The 21,480-nt window shown below is 53.8% G+C and carries 16 protein-coding genes; 8 read left to right on the forward strand and 8 right to left on the reverse strand.

Annotation, left to right across the window (positions count from 1 at the left end; translation table 11 throughout):
* Positions 1-17: 17 nt before the first annotated feature.
* Positions 18-1,355: a polyamine export protein PaeA gene (paeA, locus tag C1N69_RS02245; RefSeq protein WP_025758299.1), complete on the reverse strand. Its 1,338-nt coding sequence runs from the start codon at positions 1,353-1,355 to the stop codon at positions 18-20.
* A 747-nt stretch (positions 1,356-2,102) separates the two neighbouring features.
* Here paeA and C1N69_RS02250 point away from each other — a divergent pair.
* The 3 genes from C1N69_RS02250 to C1N69_RS22875 are packed head-to-tail and all read left to right on the forward strand — an operon-like array spanning position 2,103 to position 4,616.
* Positions 2,103-2,813, forward strand: coding sequence for a hypothetical protein (locus C1N69_RS02250; protein WP_155030600.1), 711 nt, complete (start codon positions 2,103-2,105; stop codon positions 2,811-2,813).
* Between the two features lie 10 nt (positions 2,814-2,823).
* Positions 2,824-4,227, forward strand: a complete 1,404-nt coding sequence (locus C1N69_RS02255; protein WP_155030601.1) for a PAAR domain-containing protein — start codon at positions 2,824-2,826, stop codon at positions 4,225-4,227.
* On the forward strand, positions 4,224-4,616 hold the full coding sequence (locus C1N69_RS22875; protein WP_238380446.1) for a hypothetical protein: 393 nt from the start codon (positions 4,224-4,226) through the stop codon (positions 4,614-4,616). Before C1N69_RS02255 ends, C1N69_RS22875 begins: the two co-directional genes overlap by 4 nt.
* A gap of 466 nt (positions 4,617-5,082) precedes the next feature.
* On the opposite strand, the gene C1N69_RS02270 is transcribed toward C1N69_RS22875, so the two are convergent.
* The 5 genes from C1N69_RS02270 to C1N69_RS02290 form a co-directional block, all read right to left on the reverse strand.
* On the reverse strand, positions 5,083-6,630 hold the full coding sequence (locus tag C1N69_RS02270) for an MFS transporter (protein ID WP_155030602.1): 1,548 nt from the start codon (positions 6,628-6,630) through the stop codon (positions 5,083-5,085).
* Positions 6,631-6,708: 78 nt separating this feature from the next.
* A complete protein-coding gene (locus C1N69_RS02275) occupies positions 6,709-7,731 on the reverse strand; it encodes a Gfo/Idh/MocA family protein (RefSeq protein ID WP_047957614.1) in 1,023 nt (340 codons plus the stop codon).
* Positions 7,732-7,743: 12 nt separating this feature from the next.
* Positions 7,744-8,811: a Gfo/Idh/MocA family protein gene (locus C1N69_RS02280; RefSeq protein ID WP_155030603.1), complete on the reverse strand. Its 1,068-nt coding sequence runs from the start codon at positions 8,809-8,811 to the stop codon at positions 7,744-7,746.
* Positions 8,812-8,813: 2 nt separating this feature from the next.
* Positions 8,814-9,992, reverse strand: a complete 1,179-nt coding sequence (locus tag C1N69_RS02285) for a Gfo/Idh/MocA family protein (protein WP_155030604.1) — start codon at positions 9,990-9,992, stop codon at positions 8,814-8,816.
* 16 nt (positions 9,993-10,008) lie between these two features.
* Positions 10,009-11,160 carry a Gfo/Idh/MocA family protein gene (locus tag C1N69_RS02290; protein WP_155030605.1) on the reverse strand — a complete coding sequence of 384 codons (1,152 nt, stop codon included), beginning with the start codon at positions 11,158-11,160 and terminating at the stop codon, positions 10,009-10,011.
* A gap of 192 nt (positions 11,161-11,352) precedes the next feature.
* Here C1N69_RS02290 and C1N69_RS02295 point away from each other — a divergent pair, with 192 nt between their 5' ends.
* A complete protein-coding gene (locus C1N69_RS02295) occupies positions 11,353-12,411 on the forward strand; it encodes a LacI family DNA-binding transcriptional regulator (RefSeq protein ID WP_155030606.1) in 1,059 nt (352 codons plus the stop codon).
* Here C1N69_RS02295 and msrA read toward each other — a convergent pair whose 3' ends face one another.
* Positions 12,412-13,053 carry a peptide-methionine (S)-S-oxide reductase MsrA gene (msrA, locus tag C1N69_RS02300; RefSeq protein ID WP_025759060.1) on the reverse strand — a complete coding sequence of 214 codons (642 nt, stop codon included), beginning with the start codon at positions 13,051-13,053 and terminating at the stop codon, positions 12,412-12,414.
* 224 nt (positions 13,054-13,277) lie between these two features.
* On the opposite strand from msrA, the gene tamA reads away from it, so the two are divergent.
* The 3 genes from tamA to C1N69_RS02315 are packed head-to-tail and all read left to right on the forward strand — an operon-like array spanning position 13,278 to position 19,131.
* Positions 13,278-15,011 carry an autotransporter assembly complex protein TamA gene (tamA, locus tag C1N69_RS02305; protein ID WP_155030607.1) on the forward strand — a complete coding sequence of 578 codons (1,734 nt, stop codon included), beginning with the start codon at positions 13,278-13,280 and terminating at the stop codon, positions 15,009-15,011.
* Positions 15,008-18,784: an autotransporter assembly complex protein TamB gene (gene tamB / locus C1N69_RS02310; RefSeq protein ID WP_155030608.1), complete on the forward strand. Its 3,777-nt coding sequence runs from the start codon at positions 15,008-15,010 to the stop codon at positions 18,782-18,784. The genes tamA and tamB overlap by 4 nt, the downstream gene beginning before the upstream one ends.
* A 2-nt stretch (positions 18,785-18,786) precedes the next feature.
* On the forward strand, positions 18,787-19,131 hold the full coding sequence (locus tag C1N69_RS02315) for a gamma-glutamylcyclotransferase family protein (RefSeq protein WP_025759063.1): 345 nt from the start codon (positions 18,787-18,789) through the stop codon (positions 19,129-19,131).
* 468 nt (positions 19,132-19,599) lie between these two features.
* Here the strand turns inward: C1N69_RS02315 and ppa are convergent, their stop codons facing one another.
* Entirely contained in the window at positions 19,600-20,130 is a 531-nt protein-coding gene (gene ppa / locus C1N69_RS02325) for an inorganic diphosphatase (RefSeq protein ID WP_008501423.1), read from the reverse strand.
* 309 nt (positions 20,131-20,439) lie between these two features.
* Between ppa and ytfQ the strand changes: the two genes are divergently transcribed.
* Entirely contained in the window at positions 20,440-21,396 is a 957-nt protein-coding gene (gene ytfQ, locus C1N69_RS02330) for a galactofuranose ABC transporter substrate-binding protein YtfQ (RefSeq protein ID WP_014882271.1), read from the forward strand.
* The last annotated feature ends 84 nt before the right edge of the window (positions 21,397-21,480 follow it).

Consider the following 21,480-nt stretch of genomic DNA (forward strand, 5'->3'; position numbering starts at 1 on the left):
TTGTGGGGGCAGGAACCTTACGCCGACACCTTCTCTTCCGCATCTGGCAACTTCGGTACCAGCACGGTCGGTTTGTTATCGATACGCGTCACCAGCAACTGGTCGATGCGGTAGTTATCAATATCCACCACCTCAAACTTGTAGCCGGAGAACTTCACCGAGTCGGTACGTTTTGGGATTTTACGCAGCATAAACATCATAAAGCCGCCGATGGTCTCGTAATTTCCGGACTGCGGGAACTCGTCGATATCCAGCACGCGCATCACGTCTTCAATCGGTGTGCCGCCATCAATCAGCCATGAGTTATCGTCACGCTGAACAATCTGCTCTTCCAGCCCCTGACCAACCAGGTCGCCCATCAGGGTGGTCATGACGTCATTGAGGGTAATGATACCCACCACCAGAGCGTATTCGTTCATGATCACCGCGAAGTCTTCCCCGGCGGTTTTAAAGCTTTCCAGCGCTTCTGAAAGCGTCAGGGTGTCCGGCACAATCAGGGTATTGCGGATCTGCACGCCGCTGTTGAGCGCCAGGCTCTGGTTCGCCAGCACGCGGTTCAGCAGATCTTTCGAGTCGACGTAACCGATGATGTGGTCGATATCTTCATTACAGACCAGGAACTTAGAGTGCGGATGCTGCGCCACTTTGTTCTTCAGGCTCTGCTCATCTTCATGTAAATCGAACCAGATAATGCTTTCACGGCCCGTCATGGAAGAGGGAACGGTACGGGATTCCAGTTCGAATACGTTCTCAATCAGCTCGTGTTCCTGCTTACGCAGCACCCCGGCCAGCGCACCGGCTTCCACGACCGCATAAATGTCGTCAGAGGTGATGTCGTCTTTACGCACCATCGGCAGTTTAAAGATGCGGAAAATCACGTTCGCCAGGCCGTTGAAGAACCACACCAGCGGACGAAACACGTACAGACAGAAGCGCATCGGGTTGATGATACGCAAAGCTACAGCTTCTGGCGCAATCATACCGATGCGTTTCGGGGTCAGGTCAGCGAAGAGGATGAACAGCCCGGTCACCAGCGAGAAGGAGAGAATAAAGCTCAGCTGCTCGGCCAGTTCGGCGGACATGTACTGCACAAAGAGGCTATAAAATGCCGGGGAAAACGCCGCATCGCCCACGATACCGCCCAGGATGGCGACCGCGTTCAGGCCAATTTGCACCACGGTGAAGAACGTACCGGGGTTCTCCTGCATTTTGAGAATGCGGGAGGCGTTGATATTGCCTTCGTCAGCAAGCAGCTTCAGTTTGATTTTACGGGACGCGGCAAGCGAGATCTCCGATATCGAGAAAAATGCACTGACGGCAATAAGACAAAGTATTACTAAAATACTGTTTAACATAGTTTATCCGGCTTCTCGCCAGATCCTCAGAAGGGGAGTTGATACCATTTGTGTGGAAACACATTGAACGTCAGCTCGTAGCGTTGAGCCGATTATTTCAGCGGGTAGTATAGCGTAAAGAGATGTAAATCTGCCAGAGGTCACATTTTGGCGCTTGAGTACCGCTTGATGTTGTGTTTGGAAAGTTATGATAACTATTCTCATTTAAAAAGAGTTTTCATGCAATCTTTACCGGATCTTTATCCAATCTTTATACAGCGAAATGTTCGTTTCTTAGACAGAACCGCTTACTCTGAATGCTCTTTTATGTGGCAACGTCGATTAACTGGGAAACTTCTCGGATCAGTCTACGGACTCATGACAAAACTGTTGCTCAGTATCGCACCATAAAGCTCAATTAGGTCTTTATAAGTCTCTTCCAGCTAATGGCGAATACGAAAAATGTTCCTAAAGGCCAGGGATGGGTAAGCAATAGATCGTTAATGTCGATCACTAAGATCAACCGCGTGAAATCAGGGTTGCATGTGCCAGCCAGCGTATAGGTTGCTCGATCAATCTCAATAACTGTTTGTACTGGCACAAGGTAGCGAAAGCAATCGTTTTTAATGGCAATTAGATGATATGTAAATACATTCTGTTTTATGTATTTGTGGCAAAAGCATGAGGTTAATAGTTCAATCTCTGTACAAAACCGTAATGTTCATGTGAGAATTAGAGTCTAAAAAAACAACACGAGAACAGGACGTTATGACCAAAAAGATTCATTTTTATGCACCTGGTACAAACGATTACATCAGCCCAACTTTACTTTTCTCAGTTGCCCGGATGACGGTAAATGATGACGGGATTCAGTGGTTAGAGACTCAGTGGGTTGGCGGTGGCAATTTTCAGGGGATGGCTCTTTACACTTCGATTCTTGATGCGGCAATTGCTGCTGAAGTACTGAATCAGGCAGAAACCCTGTCGGAATGGAAGGTTTACCCATTCTCTGATCTGAACATTACAGAAATGATGATTAACACGAAAGCCCATAAATCACATTACGACATGATGCTTGTGTTTGGGTTCTCAATCGACGATTTCAGAAACCTTATACTGCAATCTGATCTATACCGAACTCTGCAATTCCCTGAATCATTCCCAATCGGTGACGGCTTAGATCCCATCACAAACAAGGTAATCCTGAAATTCGATGAATCTCTGTTCGAGGGGATGAATGGTTACTGGCATGAAGAGTTTACCAGCTACTGTGAATCAATGGAGATCCTGAACTCTCAACCTCTCAACTTCATAAAAGAACATGCCCAGAATGCTGTATCAACGGCACTTGTCACCGCAACACCGATGATCAGCCCGGCAACGCAATACTGTGTATCCACCTATTCCATCGAAAAGCAAATGTGGATCGTATCTTCTCTGGCAGTGAATGGTTCTAAACCTGCTAGCAAACTTCATTAAGGATGATTCTATGGCTACTGGTCATTTTCTGAGGATTGGCGACAAAACAACGTGCGGCGGTAGTATTCTTTCAGGTTCCCCAAATCACAGCTTTGAAGGGATTGCGACCGCGAGAAATGGCGATTCTGTCTCTTGTGGTAAAGATGGCAAGGTATACCATATCGCAGGTGGTATCCCCACTTACTCGATTCATGGAGTTGCCGCAGCAGGTACTTTGCATAGCCGCAGTACATGCCCCTGTAACGCAAGTTTCATTTCGTCATTCCCAAATGCTTCCTATTGGGTCGAGGAGAAGAAAGCTGTTAAGGCTGTCCCTGTAGTTACTGCCGCCCCTTTAGCTGCTCCTGTACCAACAAAAGCGCAAGAACCCGTACAGCACGCCCAGACAGCTAAAAAACCACATAAGGAAGAAACTAAACGTGAACCAGTAGATGCTGGCTTCTGTGTGCTTCCTTACGGTGCTGAAACTGGTGCTTATGAGCGATACTTATTCGAAGGTAGTTCACCAGCAGGAACAAAGGAGCTTTACCGTTCACTAAATGGGGAAGGTAAGGAATATAAAGCAGGTTCTATTATGCTTCTTGTTGATCCTGAAAAGCAGGATGATGAACAGATAGCACATATGCAGTCTGCTAAACAGCGTATTGATACAGCATTAGAACCGCTTACACATCAAGAAGCTAACTTCTTACACAATCACTATGGCACAATTGCTAACTTTAGTAATATAGCTGATAAAGGCATAGGCCTTGCTGCCGATCCTGTCGGAAAGTACTTCGAGAATATAGAAAAGATCCTGAAAGAAATTCAGGAGACATATAAGAATACATACATGACAAGAGGGGCTTTGATTGGTGAACAGTTCTATGTAAGACGTGCACAATTGTTTAAAGAACTTGAAAGAGAATTAAAAGTAGGCTTCCTAAACAAGGCTATGAAATTTGGCGAGTACACCAAAATAAAAAATGCTCTTGGCTTGTCAACAAGTTCAATTACTCATAAATGGAATGAGACAGGAATAAGTGATATTGAAGGTTATGCTACGCATATAGAACGAGCAGCAAAATATGTAGCAGCTATGCGATATGTTGGCTATGTAGGGATCGGCTTTAGTGCCCTGCATTCAATCAATGAAATAAATGAGGCTTGTTCTGTTGGTCGTGAAGACGAATGTACTAAAAAGAAATATACTGAAATAGGGAGTTTTGCCGGTAGCACTGGTGGCGGTATTCTTGCAGGCGGTATGGCTGTTCCACTTTGTATAGCCATTGGCGTTGGTACTGCTGGTACAGGTGGGTTAGTTTGTGCTGTTATCGCTGGAGGGACTTTAGGTTATGTTGGTGGGGAAGCTGGCGGCTGGGGGGGAGAAAAGGTAGGAAACACCCTTTATAATGTTATAGAAGGTTCAAAATGAATTCATTGGATCTGATCATAATATGTTTGGCTGCAATATTTGTAGCTTCACTGATATTTTATCTTATCTATGGGAAGTTTACAGAACTCAAATTCGATCTTATTGCAGCTAAGTTTAAACAGCAATTTGGATATACACCATTCTCCATGACTGTTGGTAAAGGTGGTGGCGTTTTCTTCTGGGGATATAAAGAATCTTATCTTATGAGTGCTCTTATATTTCCTAAATTTCCAGCGACAAAAAAGACACTGACAGAAGAAGAAATTTTATTCTTTAAAAATCTAAAAACCAGTGAAATATCTTGGTTTTATATCAAGTATATTGCATTGGTTATCGGATTGTTAAGTTTCATCTGTCTGTTGATTGTGCTTAAACTAAAACCAGATTAATGTACTGTCAGATAGAGCCTAGCCCTTTGTAGTATAACTGATAACTGGCTGATTTATCATGTAAAAACATACGTTTTTTAGTTTTCTGAGAACAGCCGCGAAAGCGGCTTTTCTTGTATGTGAATACGAAATCCGCTTAGGTACTGGCCTTAAGAACACAAAATAATCAAATCCCTGGCATCCCGATTTTTGACAGAAAATCTAAAGGGATCGTTTACTGAGGTATAAGTACAGTCAGTTTTTTCCGCCTGATTTAAAATCTCGTTCGCCTAATCAGGTTCAACCTCGTCGACAAAATGCCGTGTACTCAGATCTCAGTGCCGAACTTTTCATTAACTCGGTATCGCCTAAAATCTGAACGATTGAAAATCTCTTTTGGGTAGAGCGTAAAGAGATGTAAATCTGCCAGAGGTCACATTTTTGGCATAAAACAGACCGGACAGCGGGCGCTGTCCGGTACATCGCGTTATTTCACGGTAGACAGGCGGACATTGCCCACCGCCCGGCGTGTCGCATCGCCGCCCCAGACCTGATCATACTCATAGCCGGTGAGCTGTTTGATCACCACGCGCGTCCTGGCGTCGCAGTCGCGGTAATCTCCGCCGAGCTTACGGCGCGCAATCTCTTTGAGGAGCAGCTTATGCGTCTCGCGGGTGAGCTTAAACTTGTAGGTGGTGAAGAAGCTGACCGCTAGCAGGGCTGACGTCGCGAAAATCATCAGACCAATAATCGCCCCCAGCGCGCTTTCAGGCTGCGCGCCGCTGCCTTTCACAAAACCGGCCTCCTGCAGCACCAGGCCAATAATCATGATGGCCATCGCCACGGTGCTTTTGCGGGTCAGGACCATGACGCCGGCAAAAATGCCTTCGCGGCGCTGCTGCGTCACTATCTCGTCGATATCCGGAATGAAGCTGTAGATGTTCCACGGAATGTAATAGAGGCCTGAGCGGGCGGCACCGAGCAGGATAAAGACCGCCGAGAACAGCAGCGTCGGCACCTGGGTTTTGGTCAGGTAGATCGCAAACAGGAAAGCCAGCACCAGGAAAATGCAGCTGTAGGAGAGGCGCAACGCGGCGGAAGGGGTGATATTCAGCCTGTTCAGCAACAACATAAATCCATACGTGCCGGGTACCGAGGCGAATGCCGCAATGCTCAGCCAGCCCGACACCGCCGCCGCATCCTGGCTCAGGCAATAAACGACATAATAGGTAAAGACCGACCCGAACACGTCCATCGCCGTAAAGGAAAAGATATAAATAATAATGTGCAGGCGAAACGCGCGGATCCGGAAAGAGGAAAAGAGATCCAGCACCAGATATTTCAGGTGATTGAGTATCCCGCTGCTGCGATGATTCTCCACTTTAAACGTGGATTCCTGTTGCACATCTTTCGCTTCCCAGGTGATGTACCAGGTAATAAATACCGCGATGCAGAACACACAGGAGAAGATCAGCCCGGTGAGGGTATAGGTAAATGGATTATCTTTTCCTGTGAACTGCATAATCACGCCGGGAACGGAAACCGCAAGAAAACCACCCAGCTGGGAGCAGATCATCCGCACGCCGGAGAGGCGGCTACGCTCCTCATACCGGTTTGTCATCTCTGCCGCCAGGGTTTCCCAGGGCACCAGCACCATCGCCGACAGCAGCTCAATCGAAAGATATGTGCCCAGGTAATACCAGTAACCCATATCCGTTAACCACAGCAGAGCATATAAAAACATTAACGGTGAACTGAGTAATAAAAAGAAGCGGCGACGACCAAATTTACGCCCGAGCCAGGTGTCGCCGAAATTATCGGTGATATACCCCATAATCGGACTTAATAACGCATCGATAACGCGGGCAATCGCGAATATAGACCCCGCTTCAATCACCGAGAGGCCGCAATAGGTGGTGTAAAAAAATAACAGCCAGGTGCCGATAATGGCGAAAGCGCCGCCGCCAAAAAGATCGGTTATGCCGTAGCCGAGCGCCACGCCATAACCCACTCTACGTTCAGTTGGTTTGACCATAATAATATCCAGTGTAGGGTAGCTATAAACCCATATTTGGGTCGTTTTTTTATTTACTGCTGGAATACAAATTACGTTCTAGTTGTTGATATCTATCCATTGCCTTAATTGAGATGAGCGGTAAATAGCCTCCACAAGGGTGAGTGATTTTCCGGCCTCACGGATGTCGGTGTAGTCCGCATAGCCCGGGTGGGTAATCGCATGATAAAAACGGCGGATCGCCTGCTGATGCCCGAGCCCCCAGTAACTTTTGACCGAGCCATCCGGGGAGTCGTCGCTCGCGAGGGTAACACGCTCCCCCGACGTCACGCGCCAGAGCGTGTTGTCGTTCAGCAGCAGCGAGCCCCGCTCACAGTGGATCTCCATCAGGAGCGGGGAATCGGTGGTATTGCAGTTGCTGGCGTAAAACAGGCCGCGCGCGCCGTTGGCAAAGTGCAGGGTGGCCATCGCGCTGTCTTCGCCTTCGGTTACCGCCGCCAGCTCACCGCTATCCACCACGCCTTTCACACGCGTTACCCCGCCGGCGAACCACTGCATCAGGTCGAGGGTATGAATGGCCTGGTTGATCAGCAGGCTGCCACCTTCCGTTGCCAGCCGCCCGCGCCAGGGACTTTCGGTGTAATACGTTCCCGAGCGTGACCACGTCAGCACCGCTTTGATGCTGAGCATTTTCCCCAGTTCGCTATCGTCCAGCGCCTGGCGAATGCGCAGGCTGGTGGGGTTGTAGCGGTTCTGATAACACACGCCGAGCAGACCCGATGCCTGTTCAGCGGCGCGGGTGATATCCACCAGTTCGCTGCGGTTCATGCCTACCGGTTTTTCGCAGAACACATGCTTCCCGGCGGCGAGCGCCGCCAGGATCATGGGCTTATGCTCGACATGCGGCGTGCAGATATGCACCACGTCGATGGCGTCATCCAGCAGCATTTCCCGGTAATCCTGATAAAAGCGGCACTGATAGCCCATTGCCAGCTTCAGCCCTTTCACGCTTTCGGTATCGACCAGCGCGCGCAGCGCGACCCCGGGGATCTGGCGCAATGCATTGATATGGCAAATGTGGATCGCCCCGGCACCGATCACCGCCGTGTTCAGGATCGTCATCGTCGCCTCCCGTTATTCCGTCGCGTTGGCCAGCATCTGTGCCTTCACGCAAAGCTCCGCTGCCTTGAAGGCGTGGGCCTGGGTCATGGCGTTTTCAGTACGATGCAAACAGTCGAGGATCAGTTCGCCAAAGAAAGGGAAGCCGACCTGGCCGGCGACCGGATAGCGGAACTCTCCCTCTTTATTGACGAGGTACACCACGTCCTGCTCGCCGCGGGTGAGATCGACATATTTGCGGATCTCGATATACCCGTCGGTGCCGAGCAGCGTCAGGCGGCCATCGCCCCACGTAGAAAGCCCGTCAGGGGTAAACCAGTCGCAGCGGAAATAGCCGCTGGCGCCGTTTTCCCCTTTCAACATGGCATCACCAAAATCTTCGAAGTCGGGATACTGTGGGTGTTTGACGTTGCGGACCTGGCTTGCCACCACGGAGGCGTCGCGGTTGCCGGTGTAAAAAAGGAACTGTTCAATCTGATGGCTGCCGATATCGCACAGAATCCCGCCGAAATAACGACGATCGTAGAACCAGTCCGGGCGCACGGTGCCTTCCCGGTGCGGGCCTGTCCCCAGCGTTTGTACGACACGGCCAATGGCCCCTTGCTGCACCAGCTGTCCGGCAAAGACCGCGCTCTCCACATGCAGGCGTTCGCTGTAATACACCGCGTATTTGCGGCCCGTTTTTTCCACCATGGCTTTGGCGTCTTCCAGTTGCTCAAGGGTGGTGAGCGGCGCTTTATCCGTGAAGTAGTCCTTGCCGGCGGCCATCGTTTTCAGCCCCAGCGCGCAGCGCTCGGAGGGAATGGCGGCGCCCGCAACCAGGCGCACCTCATCGTCGGCGAGGATCTGCTCCAGTGACGCGGCAACGCGTGCCTGCGGATACTGCTGGATGAATTTATCCACTTTTGCCGGGTCAGGATCGTACACCCACTTCAGCGTGGCCCCGGCTTCAATCAGCCCGTTACTCATGCCGTAGATATGGCCGTGGTCGAGCGCGGCGGCGGCAAAGACAAATTCGCCTTCCTTCACCACCGGCTGTGGCTTACCGACCGGCGCGTAGTTCATTCCGTCATTTTTGTTCATGGTTAGAGTCCTCGATCCAGATCTTTGCCCAGAGGGATGGCGCCGACCTCACTGAAGTTGGCGACGCTTGCGGATTTTTCATAAAAACGGGGGGCGAGGCTGTTCGTCCCTCCGGTGCGGTAAAACGGGTCGTCGCGCTGAATCGGCAGCGAGACCACGCTGCGGGTAATGGCGGATTTATAAATCGCGGTAATCAGCTCCAGGGAGCGTTTGCCCTGCAGACCATCGACTAACGGCGCCGTGCCGTGCCCGATGGCGTCAAGCAGATCGTTAATCTGCCCGGTGTGCAGCGTCCAGTCGAGCTTCGGCGTCTCCTGAAACACGACGTCGAGCTGCGCTTCTCGCTGCTGGTCGTGGGTTTCCTGCGGGAAACCGTTGTCCGCACTGACGCTGGCAAAGGCCTGCCATGGCGCGGAGATGCGCGCCTTTTCACCCTGGATAATGATTTTCTGATCTTCCCCGTGGTGCACGACGGAGGCGGTCAGCTGGGTGAGCGCGCCGCTGGGGTATTTAAATATCGCGGCGCTGAGGTCCTCCACTTCGGCATTGTCGTGCGCCACGTTGGTCATCATCGCCACCACCTCGGACGGGAAGCCAAGCATCCACTGAATGGCGTCGATGTGGTGAACCGCGTGGTTAAGGGTGCAGCCGCCCCCCTCTTTTTCCCAGGTACCGCGCCACCAAAGGTCGTAGTAGCAGTGTCCGCGCCACCAGAACGAATCCACCTGGGCATGACAGATCTTGCCGGCAAGACCGGAATCCAGCGCCGCTTTCAGACGCCAGAAGGCGTCGGTAAAGCGATTCTGGGCAATGATGGAGAGGATTTTGCCACTGGCCTTTTGTGCGGCGATCATCGCGTCGCACTCCTCCAGCGAGGCGGCCATCGGTTTTTCGCACAGCACATGGCAACCGGCATTGAGGGCATCAATGCTGATCTCTGCATGGACGTAGGGCGGGGTGCAGACATCCACGATGTCGATCTCCGGCTCTGACGCCAGCATCTGCTGGTGGCTTTCATACACGCGGGCGTCCGTCAGGCCGTAGCGCGTTTTTTTCTCGTGGGCTTTTTCCGGGTAGATATCCACCAGCGCGACGATCCGACAGCGCTGGCCAAACTGCAAATAGCCCTGAATATGGTTATGCGAGATATTCCCTGTTCCCACGATAGCGACATTTAACATCGTTTCTTCTCCGGAGTTACCAGGTGCCGGAAGCATCCAGCGTGACGCTGGCTGTCTCTTTAGCCACTGAGGTGCTGATACGTTGCTGCAGCAGGCGCAGATACTGTTTCTCGTTGAGCGGCAGGTCGACCCAGTCGTCGGTCCAGGTGGAGAGGTGCATGGCGTTGGAGAGCGTCAGCCCGCGGATCCCTTCCAGGCCCGGTGCAATAAGCGGCTCGCCGCGCAGGATGGCGGCACAGAAATTGGCGGTAATGACATGGTGTTCGCTGCACTCCGGGGCGACGGGAAGAGTGACCTCCCAGCATTCGGGTTCGCCAAAGCCGTTTTGCCAGCGGGCGTTGAAGGCGGTTTCGGATTCACGCAGTCGCCAGTAGCGCAGCTTGCCTTCTTCGACGACTACCTTGCCGCGATCGCCTGTGATTTCCAGCCGGTTGGTCCCCGGCGTTTCCGCGACGGTGGTAATAAACACGCCGGTCGCGCCGTTGGCATACTCGGCATAAGCGGTGACCTCATCTTCCACTTCAATATCGCGATGTTTGCCGAACTGGCAAAACGCGCGCAGACGAACAGGCATGCCGACCAGCCACTGCCAGAGATCGAGCTGATGTGGGTCCTGATTGAGCAGTACGCCGCCGCCTTCGCCTTTCCATGTGGCGCGCCAGCCGCCGGAATTGTAGTAGCTCTGCGAGCGATACCAGTTGGTGATGATCCAGTTCGACCGGTGGATCTCACCCAGCTCGCCGCTGTCGATCAGATCCTTCACCTTCTGGTAGAGCGGGTTCGGGCGCTGGTTGTACATGATGCCAAACACCACATCGCACTCCTGAGCGCAGGCGTTCATCTCCTGAACCTGGGCGGTATACACGCCCGCCGGTTTTTCACACAAGGTATGGATGCCGTGGCGCATCGCCAGCATCGACAGGCGAGGATGGTCATAATGGGGCGTCGCGACAATCACCGCGTCGATAAGCCCGCTCTGGAGCATCTCCTGCGCGTCGCTGAAGAGAGGGATGGAGCCGACCAGCTGACGAATGGCCGGGTGCTTTTCCGGCGCATTATCGCAAACCGCCGTCAGGCAGGCGTCACTGACCGTACCCGCCAGTAAATAACGCGCGTGGACCGTACCGATATTACCTATTCCAATAATGCCAAAACGTACCTTCTCCATGTCACACCTTAATTTCAGTTGAAATGAGTGATGACCGGAAAATAGGAAAGGGGAGCCACAGCGACAATGTGTTTTTGTGAGAATACTCGCAAGGTGATTAAGTAATCTCCAGGCTTTCTGAAATTTGGTTTTAAAATCAACGTGCTGTTTCTGCAAATATTTGCAAAAACTGATTGAGAGCGAGGTCACACTATGCCGGGCAGGTTAAAAATGGAGGAGATCGCGTCCCTGACGGGCTATTCCGTTAGCACGGTTTCGCGGGTATTAAGCGGCAAGTCTTATACCAGCGATAAAGCCAGGGACGCGATCGTTCGCACCGCGCGAGAATTAGGTGTTCTGGAGTCAATGGCGAGCGGCCGGCTGTTAATTAACGGCATCGCGGTTTTTGCACCGGAAAGAACGTTTCAGGGACGCGGTGATATTTTTTATCTGGAAGTGACCAAAGGCATTGCCGAAGCCTGCTCGCGACACAATGTGTGGGTCAGCTGTTGTGCATTAGAAGAGCAACACGCGGATGTGAAATTATTTATGGAAAAGGCCAGCCATAAAAATATCAATGCGATAATTATCATCGGCACGGATGATGCCACCATATTTAAACTGGCCAGCACGCTCAATAAACCCTGCGTTTTAATCAACTCTGTTGACCGGGAGCGGGTCCTGGATTCCGTGTCACCCGACCATCGGGCGATCGGCTTTACCGCCATGCAATATCTCTTTGAGCAGGGGCACCGCCGCGTGCTTACGCTCACCTGTCTGCGACGGGATACGCTGTATGCGCGTCTGGACGGCATTAAAGAGGCATACCGCCATTTTCACGTTGCCTTTGATCCCCAGCGCGATTTGTTAGTTACGGAATGGTTTACGGCAGGCGAGGCCGAGCAGGCGCTCGATGCGTGGCTGTTAAGCCATGACCGATCCCAGTGGCCGGAGGTCATTTTCCCCAACAGTACCAGCATGACCGAAGGGGTGGTCAGGGCGTTAACGCGCCACGGGCTGCGTATCCCGGAAGATATTTCGCTCATTACCACCGATTTTGCCTGGAATCTGGCGCACCGTCTGGAAAGGCCGGTCACGGGCGTCACGGTGCCCTGCCGGGAATTGGGGATTGAGGCTGTGCACCTGCTGCAGACGCGGCTGAACCGACCGCAGGCGCCGGTCTTTAACCTGCTGCTGCAGGGCAAAGTGATGGATTACGGTTCGGTCAGCAATGCTACGCGCCACGCGGCTCGCGTGGCGCTGGATCAGTAATCAGGCCAGCTGTGGCGGCAGGCAGACGCCGATGCCCCCGATACCGCAGTAGCCATAGGGGTTTTTATGCAGATACTGCTGGTGATCGTCCTCGGCATAGTAAAACGGTTTTGCCGTCGCGATTTCCGTGGTCACCTCGCGCGTATCGCCCGCTTCACGCATGGCCTGCTGGAAGCGTTCAAGGCTGGCGCGCGCCGCGGCGTCCTGCTCCGGGGTGAGCGGATAAATGGCCGAGCGGTACTGGGTGCCGTGGTCATTGCCCTGACGCATGCCCTGCGCCGGGTCGTGGTTTTCCCAGAAGACCTGCAGGAGCTGCTCGTAGCTAATCACCGCGGGGTCATACACCACGCGCACCGCTTCCGCATGGCCGGTTTCGCCGGAGCAGACTTCGCGGTAGGTTGGGTTTGGCGTGTAACCGCCCGTATAGCCGGCTGCCGTACTGTAAACGCCAGGCAGTTGCCAGAAGAGGCGTTCAACGCCCCAGAAGCAGCCCATGGCAAACAGGGCGATTTCCATACCTTCAGGAACATTGGTCATGGAATGGCCATTGACGGCGTGTAAGGTCGCCACAGGCATAGGGGTGTTGCGTCCCGGTAATGCATCAGCTTGTGAAACCAGATGCTTTTTGTCGAATAAACTCACGATGGGGCCTCCCGGGGTGCGATGTTTCGGTTAAGGTTGTCACGAAGCGTTTAATTGAACACAATAAATGCGCTGAATGAGTCTAGATTTAATCATAAGAAATATTTGGGTGTTATACCCATTTTCAACCCGTGATGTGGGTTTTTGGCCAACAGGCCGTATTTTGCCGCGGAGCGGCACTTCATTTGCTTCCAGGGTGGAAACAGGGATATTCAGGAGAGAACGTGACAAAAATCCGCCAGTTATGTTTGGTCAGTATGTTGCTGACAAGCGGGATTGCCAGCGCGGCGAATGTCCGTTTGCAGGTTGAGGGGTTATCCGGGGCGCTACAAAAAAACGTGCGTGCGCAGTTATCGACCATCCAGAGTGATGAGGTGACGCCGGACCGGCGTTTTCGCGCGCGCGTGGATGATGCCATCCGTGAAGGGCTGAAAGCGCTGGGGTATTACGAGCCCACCATTGATTTTGACCTCCGTCCGCCGCCAAAGAAGGGGCGGCAGGTGCTTATTGCCCGCGTTTCGCCGGGTGAGCCCGTATTGATTGGCGGCACCAACGTTATCCTGCGCGGCGGGGCGCGTACCGACCGGGACTATCTGGATCTGCTCAGCACGCGGCCGAAAATCGGCACCGTGCTCAACCACGGTGACTACGACCATTTCAAAAAAGAGCTGACGAGCGTGTCCCTGCGTAAGGGCTACTTTGACAGCCAGTTCAACAAAAGCCAGCTCGGTATTGCGCTGGCGCGACGTCAGGCCTTCTGGGATATCGACTACGACAGCGGGGAACGTTATCGCTTTGGCGATGTGACGTTCGAAGGTTCGCAAATTCGTGAAGAGTACCTGCAAAACCTCGTGCCTTTCAAAAAAGGGGATTACTACCAGTCGAGCGATCTGGGAGAGCTGAACCGACGCCTCTCTGCCACCGGCTGGTTTAACTCCGTGATTGTCGCGCCGGAATTTGATAAGTCTCGCAAAACCAAGGTGTTGCCGCTGCATGGCGTTGTCTCGCCGCGCACCGAGAACACCATTGAAACCGGTGTGGGCTATTCGACGGACGTCGGCCCGCGCGTGAAGGCCACCTGGAAAAAGCCGTGGATGAACTCCTGGGGCCACAGCCTGACCACCAGCGCCAGTATCTCTGCCCCGGAACAGCAGCTCGATTTCAGCTACAAAATGCCGTTGCTGAAAAACCCGCTCGAGCAGTACTACCTGGTTCAGGGGGGCTTTAAGCGAACCGACCTGAACGATACCGAGTCAGATTCCACCACGCTTGCCGTGTCACGTTACTGGGATCTCTCCAGCGGCTGGCAGCGCGCCATTAACCTGCGCTGGAGTCTGGACCACTTTACTCAGGCCAACGTCACCAACACCACCATGCTGCTTTATCCTGGGGTGATGATCAGCCGTACCCGCTCGCGCGGCGGCCTGATGCCCACCTGGGGCGATTCCCAGCGCTACTCTATCGATTACTCCAACACCATGTGGGGTTCCGATGTGGATTTCTCGGTAATTCAGGCGCAAAACGTCTGGATCCGCACGCTGTATGATAAACACCGCTTTGTGATGCGCGGTAACCTCGGCTGGATCGAAACCGGCGACTTCGAGAAAGTCCCGCCGGACCTGCGCTTCTTCGCCGGGGGTGACCGCAGTATCCGCGGCTACAAATACAAGTCTATCGCGCCAAAAGATGATGACGGCAAGCTGATCGGTGCTTCCAGGCTGGCCACCGGCTCGCTGGAGTATCAATACAACGTCAGCGGAAAATGGTGGGGGGCGATGTTCGTCGACGGCGGCGAAGCGGTGAGCGATATTCGCCGCAGCGATTTTAAAACCGGCGCGGGCGTAGGCGTGCGCTGGCAGTCACCCGTCGGGCCCATCAAGCTCGATTTCGCCGTTCCGGTGGGCGACAAAGAAGAACACGGATTACAGTTTTACATCGGTCTGGGGCCTGAATTATGAGTTTATGGAAGAAGATAAGCCTCGGGGTACTGATTTTTATCGTGCTGCTGCTCGGTACGGTGGCATTTCTGGTGGGCACGACGAGCGGGCTGCATCTGCTGTTTAACGCCGCGAACCGCTGGGTGCCCGGGCTGGAAATTGGCCAGGTGACGGGCGGCTGGCGCGACCTGCGTCTGAAAAACATCCGCTATGAACAGCCGGGCGTGGCGGTGAACGCCGGTGAATTCCACCTCGCAGTGAAGCTGGGCTGTCTGCGCGACAGCAAGCTCTGCGTCAACGATCTGTCGCTAAAAGATGTCAACGTGGCGATAGATACGAAAAAAATGCCGAAGTCTGCGCCGGTGGAAGAAGAGGAGAGCGGTCCGCTGAATCTCTCCACGCCGTACCCGATTGCGCTTTATCGGGTGGCGCTGGATAACGTCAATATCAAAATCGACGACACCACCGTGTCGGTGATGGATTTCACCTCCGGCCTGCGCTGGCAGGAGAAAAACCTGACCCTGACGCCCACCTCCCTGCAGGGTTTACTGATCGCGCTGCCGAAAGTGGCAGACGTGGCGCAGGAAGAGATCGTCGAGCCGAAGATCCAGAACCCGCAGCCGGAAGAGAAGCCGCTGGGCGAAACGCTGAAAGATCTGTTCTCTAAGCCAGTCCTGCCGGAGATGACCGACGTTCATCTGCCGCTGAACCTCAACATTGAAGAGTTCAAAGGCGAGCAGCTGCGTCTGACCGGCGATACCGACCTGACGGTCTTTAACATGCTGCTGAAGGTCAGCAGCATTGACGGCAACATGAAACTCGACGCGCTGGATATCGACACCAACCAGGGCTCGGTGAACGCGTCAGGGAATGCCCTACTGCGCGACAACTGGCCGGTGGATATCACGCTGAACAGCTCGCTCAATATCGATCCGCTGAAAGGCGAAAAGGTGAAGGTCAAAGTGGGCGGGGCGCTGCGCGACAAGCTGGACGTCGGCGTGAATCTCTCCGGCCCGGTGGACATGGTTCTGCGTGCGCAAACCCAGCTGGCGGAAGCCGGGCTGCCGCTGAATCTTGAGGTCGTCAGCAAGCAGCTTTCCTGGCCGTTCACCGGCGAAAAGCAGTTCCAGGCCGATGACCTGAAGCTGAAGCTGAGCGGCAAGATGACCGATTATACGTTGTCGTTCCGTACCGCGGTGAAGGGGCAGGGTGTGCCGCCTGCAAACATCACGCTGGATGCGAAGGGCAACGAACAGCAGGTCAATCTCGATAAGCTGACCGTCGCGGCGCTGGAAGGCAAAACCGAGCTGACCGCGCTGCTCGACTGGCAGCAGGCGATCAGCTGGCGCGGTGAGCTGAAGCTGACGGGCATTAACACCGCCAAAGAGGTGCCGGACTGGCCGTCGAAACTGGATGGTCTGATTAAAACCCGCGGCAGCCTGTACGGTGGGACGTGGCAGATGGACGTGCCGGAGATTAAGCTCACCGGTAACGTGAAGCAGAACAAGGTTAACGTTGAGGGCTCGGTCAAAGGCAACAGTTATCTGCAGTGGATTATCCCGGGTCTGCACGTGGCGCTGGGTCGCAACACGGCGGATATCAAAGGCGAGTTGGGGGTGAAAGATCTCAATCTGGATGCCACCATCGACGCGCCGAATCTGGATAACGCGCTGCCGGGCCTTGGCGGTACGGCAAAAGGGCTAGTGAAAGTGCGCGGCACGGTCGACGCGCCGCAGCTGCTGGCGGATATCACCGCCAGTAACCTGCGCTGGCAGGAACTGAGCGTCGCCCGCGTCCGCGTGGAAGGGGATGTGAAATCCACCGATCAGATCGGCGGTAACCTGAACCTGCGCGTGGAGCGCATTTCTCAGCCGGACGTCAACATTAACCTTGTCACCCTGGACGCCAAAGGGAACGAGAAGCAGCACGACCTCCAGCTGCGGGTGCAGGGCGAGCCGGTCTCCGGTCAGCTTCACCTGACCGGCAGCTTCGACCGCAAGGAAGAGCGCTGGAAAGGGACGCTGGACAACACCCGCTTCAACACCCCGGTAGGGCCGCTGGCGCTGTCGCGCGCCATCGCGCTGGACTACCGCAACGCCGAGCAGAAGATCAGCATCGGGCCACACTGCTGGACCAACCCGAATGCGGAACTGTGCGTACCGCAGACCATCGATGCGGGGGCGGAAGGTCGCGCACAGATCAACCTCAATCGCTTCGATCTGGCGATGCTGAAACCGTTTATGCCGGATACCACCCAGGCGAGCGGCGTCTTCAGCGGGAAAGCCGATGTCGCCTGGGACACCACCAAAGAGGGGCTGCCACAGGGCAGCGTCACGCTTTCCGGACGTAACGTGAAGGTGACGCAGGAGGTCAACGATGCGCCGCTGCCGGTGGCTTTCGACACCCTGAACCTGAGCGCGGACCTGCATAACAACCGTGCGGAGCTGGGGTGGCTGATTCGTCTTACCAACAACGGTCAGTTTGACGGGAAAATTGAAATCACCGACCCACAGGGACGGCGCAATCTGGGCGGCAACGTCACTATTCGCAACTTCAACCTGGCGATGGTGAACCCGATTTTCGCCCGCGGGGAAAAAGCAGAAGGGATGCTCAATGCCAACCTGCGTCTGGCCGGCAACGCCCAAAGCCCGCAGCTGTTCGGCCAGATGCGGCTCAGCGGGGTGGATATCGACGGTAACTTTATGCCGTTTGACATGCAGCCCAGCCAGCTCGCGATGAACTTCAACGGCATGAGCTCGACGCTGAGCGGCTCGGTGTTAACCCAGCAGGGGCAAATCAACCTCAGCGGCGACGCGGACTGGAGCCAGCTCGATAACTGGCGGGCCCGTATTGCGGCGAAAGGCAGCAAGGTGCGCATCACCGTACCGCCTATGGTGCGACTGGACGTCTCGCCTGATGTGGTCTTTGAAGCCACGCCAAGCCTCTTCACGCTTGACGGACGCGTCGACGTGCCGTGGGCACGCATCGTGGTCCACGACGTGCCGGAAAGCGCGGTCGGCGTCTCAAGTGATGAAGTGATGCTTGATGACAATCTGAAACCTGTCGAACAGAAGAGCGCGGGCATACCCATCAACAGTAACCTTATCGTGCACGTGGGGAATAACGTGCGGCTGGATGCGTTTGGGCTGAAGGCGCGACTGACGGGCGACCTGAAAGTGGCGCAGGATAAACAAGGGCTTGGCCTGAACGGACAAATCAATATTCCTGAAGGACGTTTCCATGCCTATGGCCAGGATCTGATTGTCCGCAAAGGTGAGCTGCTGTTCTCCGGTCCACCGGATCAGCCTCTGCTTAACATCGAAGCGATTCGTAACCCGGAAGCAACGGAAAACGACGTTATTGCAGGCGTGCGCGTTACGGGTTCCGCTGACGAACCGAAGGCGGAGATCTTCTCTGACCCGGCGATGTCGCAGCAGGAAGCTCTCTCATACCTGCTGCGTGGACAAGGTCTGGACAGCGGTCAGAGCGACAGTGCGGCGATGACCTCGATGTTAGTGGGCCTGGGGGTTGCACAAAGTGGGCAGGTTGTGGGTAAAATCGGTGAGACGTTCGGCGTAAGCAATCTGGCGCTGGACACCCAGGGCGTGGGTGACTCCTCGCAGGTGGTTGTCAGCGGCTATGTACTGCCGGGTCTGCAGGTAAAATATGGTGTGGGGATCTTTGACTCACTGGCAACACTCACGCTACGCTATCGCCTGATGCCTAAGCTATATCTGGAAGCAGTGTCCGGCGTAGACCAGGCACTTGATCTGCTCTATCAGTTTGAGTTTTAGCAATGCGAATATTTGTCTACGGCAGTTTAAGAACCAGGCAAGGCAACAGTCACTGGATGACCAATGCCCAGCTACTGGGGAATTACAATATCGAGAACTACCAGTTGTACAGCCTGGGCCACTATCCAGGCGCGGTTCCCGGGGAGGGAACGGTACAGGGTGAGGTTTATCGTATTGATAACGCGACACTTGCCGAACTTGATGCCTTGCGCACCAGGGGCGGTGAATACGCGCGCCAGTTGATCCAGACGCCGTACGGAAGCGCGTGGATGTACGTCTACCAGCGTCCGGTCGAAGGGTTAACGCGGATTGTAAGCGGTAACTGGTTAGACAGAGACCAGTACTGAAAAACGACAACGCCACCGTGAGGTGGCGTTGTTTTTTTTTTACTCTTTCAATTCTCTTCTGTATCCCGGCGCCGGGTTAAAAACAGAGGAACGAACAGCATGATGTAGGGGGCAATGAGCCATAACAAACACAAAGCGCGTGAACGGCCATAGTAGTTTATGCACCGTGTATTACTTGAAATGACGGGCAGGAAAAACAGTAAAAACAGCAGAATCGCATAATCGCTTCGATAAGGGATCCATAAGTAAAACAAAAACCAGGCAAGCTGGAATGTCATGATGCAGAGATACTGCCATTTGCTGTCTTTGCCGTAACAGTCAAACGCCTTTATGTAGCCCATTTTTATGCTTTGAAGAAAGAAACTTAGCATGTATAGCGCTCACGATCGCGACGGTCAGGAGTGTTCTTGTTATTCAATGGCAAAAAAAAGCCCCGACCAGCGGGGCTTTATCGGCAGGCCGTAAGAATTACTTCTTCGCCGCGCGTTCGAAAGAGGCGATGATTTCTGCTTTCGCCGCTTCTGCGTTGTCCCAGCCGTCAACTTTAACCCACTTGCCTTTTTCGAGGTCTTTGTAGTGCTCGAAGAAGTGAGTGATCTGCGCTTTCAGCAGCTCTGGCAGGTCGTTCACATCTTTGATGTGATCGTACTCTTTGCTCAGTTTGGTGTGTGGTACCGCAACCAGCTTCGCATCTTCACCGGATTCGTCGGTCATTTTCAGCACGCCCACTGGACGGCAGCGAATGACGGCGCCTGGCTGCAGCGGATATGGCGTTGGGACCAGCACGTCAACCGGGTCACCGTCCAGAGACAGGGTGTGGTTGATGTAACCGTAGTTGCACGGATAGAACATCGCGGTAGACATGAAACGGTCTACGAACAGGGCGCCGCTCTCTTTGTCCACTTCGTATTTGATAGGATCTGCGTTAGCCGGGATTTCGATAACTACGTAGATGTCTTCTGGCAGTTCTTTACCCGCAGGGACGTTGAGTAAGCTCATGTCGGTGTCCTTTAAAATGGATGGTAAACAAGTGGCAGGTATTATAGCCAACTCGCACTGAATGTCTCTGCCTGTTTTCGCCTTCTCTCCCTCTCCTTCTCACTTTTCAGACCGATTCCATGACAGAAAAATCCATAAACTCAGCCGCATTTTTCATGGTGAAATGAAAGCGATTACAAACTTGTGATTAACGTTTTATTCACTTTTCTGAAGTGTGATGTAACGCAATTCGTTACATATTTCATTGGCTATAGTCATTTCGCAGAACATCTTTTAACCAACAATAACTCACCCTACGAGGACGCTCATATGTGGAAGCGCTTACTTCTTGTCACAGCAGTTTCGGCAGCCATGTCGTCTATGGCGATGGCCGCACCCTTAACCGTAGGATTTTCGCAGGTCGGCTCTGAATCGGGCTGGCGTGCAGCAGAAACCAACGTGGCGAAAAGCGAGGCCCAGAAACGCGGCATTACGCTGAAAATCGCCGATGGTCAGCAAAAGCAGGAGAACCAGATTAAAGCCGTGCGTTCATTCATCGCTCAGGGCGTGGATGCCATCTTCATTGCGCCTGTGGTGGCAACCGGCTGGGAACCTGTCCTGAAAGAAGCGAAAGACGCTGAAATTCCGGTCTTCCTGCTCGATCGTTCCATCGATGTAAAAGACAAATCTCTCTATATGACCACCGTGACCGCCAACAACGTGCTTGAAGGGCAATTAATTGGCGACTGGCTGGTGAAGCAGGTGGATGGCAAGCCGTGTAACGTCGTGGAGCTGCAGGGCACGGTCGGCGCGAGCGTGGCCATTGACCGTAAGAAAGGCTTTGCTGAGGCGATTGCCAAAGCGCCAAACATCAAGATTATCCGTTCCCAGTCCGGCGACTTTACCCGCAGTAAAGGGAAAGAGGTCATGGAGAGCTTCATTAAGGCCGAAAACAACGGCAAGAACATCTGCATGGTTTATGCCCATAACGATGACATGGTGATCGGGGCGATTCAGGCCATTAAAGAAGCGGGCCTGAAGCCGGGCAAAGATATCCTCACCGGTTCGATCGACGGCGTGCCGGACATCTATAAAGCGATGATCGACGGTGAAGCCAACGCCAGCGTGGAACTCACGCCAAACATGGCCGGCCCGGCATTCGATGCGCTGGAGAAATTCAAGAAGGACGGCACGATGCCTGAGAAGGTGACGGTCACCAAATCCACGCTCTACCTGCCGGACACGGCGAAAGAAGAGTTAGAGAAGAAGAAAAATATGGGCTACTAAGCTCTTGCCCCCTCACCCTAGCCCTCTCCCCGGAGGGGAGAGGGAAAAGGGCGGGTTGGGCAGAAAATTAAAGACGGGCACGAC

Origin of the sequence: Enterobacter sichuanensis (assembly GCF_009036245.1) — a bacterium.
Classification (GTDB): Bacteria; Pseudomonadota; Gammaproteobacteria; order Enterobacterales; family Enterobacteriaceae; genus Enterobacter; species Enterobacter sichuanensis.

Coding starts and splice junctions, on each gene's coding strand:
- ytfQ (WP_014882271.1), top strand. CDS start 20,440: ATGTGGAAGCGCTTACTTCTTGTCACAGCAGTTTCGGCAGCCATGTCG.
- C1N69_RS22875 (WP_238380446.1), top strand. CDS start 4,224: ATGAATTCATTGGATCTGATCATAATATGTTTGGCTGCAATATTTGTA.
- C1N69_RS02275 (WP_047957614.1), bottom strand. CDS start 7,731: ATGACGATCCTGAACACGGCGGTGATCGGTGCCGGGGCGATCCACATT.
- C1N69_RS02270 (WP_155030602.1), bottom strand. CDS start 6,630: ATGGTCAAACCAACTGAACGTAGAGTGGGTTATGGCGTGGCGCTCGGC.
- C1N69_RS02295 (WP_155030606.1), top strand. CDS start 11,353: ATGCCGGGCAGGTTAAAAATGGAGGAGATCGCGTCCCTGACGGGCTAT.
- C1N69_RS02255 (WP_155030601.1), top strand. CDS start 2,824: ATGGCTACTGGTCATTTTCTGAGGATTGGCGACAAAACAACGTGCGGC.
- tamB (WP_155030608.1), top strand. CDS start 15,008: ATGAGTTTATGGAAGAAGATAAGCCTCGGGGTACTGATTTTTATCGTG.
- ppa (WP_008501423.1), bottom strand. CDS start 20,130: ATGAGCTTACTCAACGTCCCTGCGGGTAAAGAACTGCCAGAAGACATC.
- C1N69_RS02285 (WP_155030604.1), bottom strand. CDS start 9,992: ATGTTAAATGTCGCTATCGTGGGAACAGGGAATATCTCGCATAACCAT.
- paeA (WP_025758299.1), bottom strand. CDS start 1,355: ATGTTAAACAGTATTTTAGTAATACTTTGTCTTATTGCCGTCAGTGCA.
- C1N69_RS02290 (WP_155030605.1), bottom strand. CDS start 11,160: ATGGAGAAGGTACGTTTTGGCATTATTGGAATAGGTAATATCGGTACG.
- C1N69_RS02250 (WP_155030600.1), top strand. CDS start 2,103: ATGACCAAAAAGATTCATTTTTATGCACCTGGTACAAACGATTACATC.
- C1N69_RS02315 (WP_025759063.1), top strand. CDS start 18,787: ATGCGAATATTTGTCTACGGCAGTTTAAGAACCAGGCAAGGCAACAGT.
- C1N69_RS02280 (WP_155030603.1), bottom strand. CDS start 8,811: ATGAACAAAAATGACGGAATGAACTACGCGCCGGTCGGTAAGCCACAG.